General features: G+C 75.2%; 3 protein-coding genes and 1 pseudogene. 3 read left to right on the forward strand and 1 reads right to left on the reverse strand.

Going from position 1 to position 2,864, the window contains the following annotated elements:
• Window positions 1–293, forward strand: a 293-nt coding sequence (locus tag G3I42_RS33610; RefSeq protein ID WP_239096853.1) for a DUF6177 family protein, incomplete at its 5' end; no start/stop codon positions are given.
• Window positions 294–318: 25 nt separating this feature from the next.
• Here the strand turns inward: G3I42_RS33610 and G3I42_RS33615 are convergent.
• Window positions 319–906: a TetR/AcrR family transcriptional regulator gene (locus G3I42_RS33615; protein ID WP_164291453.1), complete on the reverse strand. Its 588-nt coding sequence runs from the start codon at window positions 904–906 to the stop codon at window positions 319–321.
• A gap of 197 nt (window positions 907–1,103) precedes the next feature.
• Here G3I42_RS33615 and G3I42_RS33620 point away from each other — a divergent pair, with 197 nt between their 5' ends.
• Together G3I42_RS33620 and G3I42_RS33625 are read left to right on the forward strand one after the other, a co-directional pair.
• The gene (locus G3I42_RS33620) at window positions 1,104–2,426 is read left to right on the forward strand and encodes a bifunctional o-acetylhomoserine/o-acetylserine sulfhydrylase (protein WP_164291452.1); all 1,323 of its coding nucleotides are present in this window, start codon (window positions 1,104–1,106) and stop codon (window positions 2,424–2,426) included.
• Window positions 2,427–2,864: pseudogene (locus tag G3I42_RS33625) on the forward strand (homoserine O-acetyltransferase); the annotation flags it as partial.

Here is a 2,864-nt window from a genome sequence, read left to right on the forward strand (position 1 = left end):
GTCTGTTGAGCCTGCTCGCCTCGTACCGGACCGGGCGCCCGGATCTCACCGTCCCGGCGCGCTTCGAGGCGCCGCCCGTGCCCCTGCGCCTCGTCGTGCCGGAGGACTCCGCGCGGGACGGTGCCGGGAGTCCGGCGTCCGTCCGGCTGGGGACGGGCGCGGGCGCGGCGCGGCTGTACCGCCTGGGGGACGGGAGCGACGCCGTGACGGCGTGGCGGGCGCTGGAGCGGCTGACGGGGGAGGGGCCGGGCCGGCGGGGAGGGGCCGGGCTGACGCGCGAGGGGCCGGGCTGACGGGCGAGAGGCCGGGCGGGCGCCCTCAGCCCGCCCGGTAGCGCAGCCCGTCCATGAGGAGGGCGATGACCCGGCCCGTGTAGGCGGGGTCGTCGGGGTCGACGACGTTGGCGAGCGTGACGAGGAGGTCGTACGGGGAGAGCCCCGCGCGGATCTCCCCGGTCGCGGCGGCGGCCTCCATCAGGCCCTCGATGACGGGCACGAAGCGGCTCTCGAAGTACTCGCGCAGCCCCTCGTACGCCGGGTCGCCCGAGTGCAGCGCGCCGCTCAGCCCGCGCTTGGTCGCGACGAACCCGGCGAGCCGTTCGAGCCAGCGCACGAGCGCCTCGACGGGCGGGTGCGCGGCGGAGAGCGGCGCGGCGGCGGCCATGAGCGCGTCGACCTCGTTGCGGAAGACGGCGACGATGAGGTCCGAGCGGAGCGGGAAGTGCCGGTAGAGGGTGCCGACGCCGACCCCGGCCCGCTCCGTGATGTGCCGCACGGGCGCGTCCACGCCCTCCGCCCGGAACACCTCGGCGGCGGCGGCGAGCAGCGCGTCGAGGTTGCGCCGCACGTCACGCCGCATGGCCCGGGGCGCCTCCGGCCGGTCGCCGGGGGTCTCGTCGGTGGGCACGGCGGCTCCTCCCTCGAATCGGATCATCGTTCCATATTGTACGGTGCGAACGGGGCATGTCGCCGCGTGGCGGTTCCATGGCGGTCACGTGACACGCCCCGCCCCGCGCCGCCCCGCGTGCTTCGCTCGTCGGGCGTCCGCCGTTGTCCCCGTACGCCGCCCCGGACGTCCGCCCGCCGTCCCGTACGAGGAGCGCCATGAGCACGCAGCCCGCTGAGTCCGCCGCCGAGTCCTGGTCCTTCGAGACGAAGCAGGTGCACGCGGGCGCCGTGCCCGATCCCGCCACCGGGGCCCGCGCCACGCCGATCTACCAGACCTCCTCCTTCGTCTTCCGCGACACGCGGCACGCCGCGGACCTCTTCTCGCTCGCCGAGCCCGGCAACATCTACACCCGCATCCACAACCCGACGCAGGACGTCTTCGAGCAGCGGATCGCCGCGCTGGAAGGGGGAGTCGCCGCCGTCGCGGTCGCCTCGGGCCAGGCGGCCGAGACGCTCGCGCTGCTCAACCTCGCGCGTGCGGGCGACCACATCGTCTCCAGCTCCTCGCTCTACGGCGGCACGTACAACCTCTTCCGCCACACGCTGCCCCGCCTCGGCATCGAGGTGTCCTTCGTGGAGGACCCCGACGACCCCGAGGCGTGGCGCGCCGCCGCGCGGCCGAACACCAAGGCGTTCTTCGCCGAGGCGCTGGGCAATCCGCGCGGCGACGTCCTCGACATCCGCGCCGTCGCCGATGTCGCGCACGCGGCCGGTGTCCCGCTCGTCGTCGACAACACCGTCCCGACTCCCTACCTCCTCCGGCCACTTGAGCACGGCGCGGACATCGTCGTGCACTCCGCGACGAAGTTCCTCGGCGGGCACGGCACCGCGATCGCGGGCGTCGTCGTGGACGGCGGGACGTTCGACTTCGGCGCACACACGGACCGTTTCCCGGACTTCACCGAGCCCGACCCGAGCTACCACGGGCTGCGGTACTGGCCCGCGCTCGGCCCGGGCGCGTACGCCGTCAAGCTCCGCGTGCAACTCCTGCGCGACCTCGGCCCCGCGCTCTCGCCGCACTCCGCCTTCCTGCTGCTCCAGGGCGTCGAGACGCTGAGCCTGCGCATCGAGCGCCACACCGCGAACGCCGCCGCGCTCGCCACCTGGCTCGAGGGCCGCGACGAGGTGAGCGCCGTCCACTACGCGGGGCTTGAGTCCAGCCCCTGGTACGAGAAGGCGCGGACGTACCTGCCGCGCGGGGCCGGGGCGATCGTGTCCTTCGAGCTGCGCGGCGGCGTCGAGGCGGGCACACGCTTCGTGGACGCGGTCGAGTTGTTCAGCCACCTCGCCAACATCGGCGACGTCCGCAGTCTCATCATCCACCCGGCGTCGACGACCCACAGCCAGCTCGGCGAGGAGGAGTTGCGCGCGACGGGTACGGCCCCCGGGCTCGTCCGCCTGTCGGTCGGCATCGAGAACCTGGCCGACCTGAAGGCCGACCTGGAGGCGGGCTTCCGCGCGGCGAAGGGCGCCGCGTAGGTGCGGGAGGCTTCCGTCGTACGAGGGCCGGGCCGCGCGGAGCCGTGGCGGGTCTCCGGTGCCTGGCGGCCGGGGGACCCGCCGGGGCGCCGGCTCTGGCACGTGGCGGACAAGCCGCTCGCGCTGGAGGCGGGCAGCGAACTCCCCTACGTGCGACTCGCGTTCGAGACGTGGGGGACGCTCGCGCCCGACGCGTCGAACGCCGTGCTCGTCCTGCACGCGCTCACCGGGGACAGCCACGTGCACGGCCCCGCGGGCCCCGGGCACCCGACGCCCGGGTGGTGGGACGGGCTCGTGGGGCCGGGCCGTGCGCTCGACACGGACCGGTGGTTCGTCGTCGCGCCGAACGTGCTCGGCGGCTGCCAGGGCAGTACGGGCCCCGCCTCCGCGCGGCCCGGCGGCGGCAGGCCCTTCGGCGGCGCCTTCCCCTTCCTCACC

It is taken from the genome of Streptomyces sp. SID11385 (assembly GCF_010548245.1).
Lineage (GTDB): Bacteria > Actinomycetota > Actinomycetes > Streptomycetales > Streptomycetaceae > Streptomyces.

Coding starts and splice junctions, on each gene's coding strand:
- G3I42_RS33620 (WP_164291452.1), top strand. CDS start 1,104: ATGAGCACGCAGCCCGCTGAGTCCGCCGCCGAGTCCTGGTCCTTCGAG.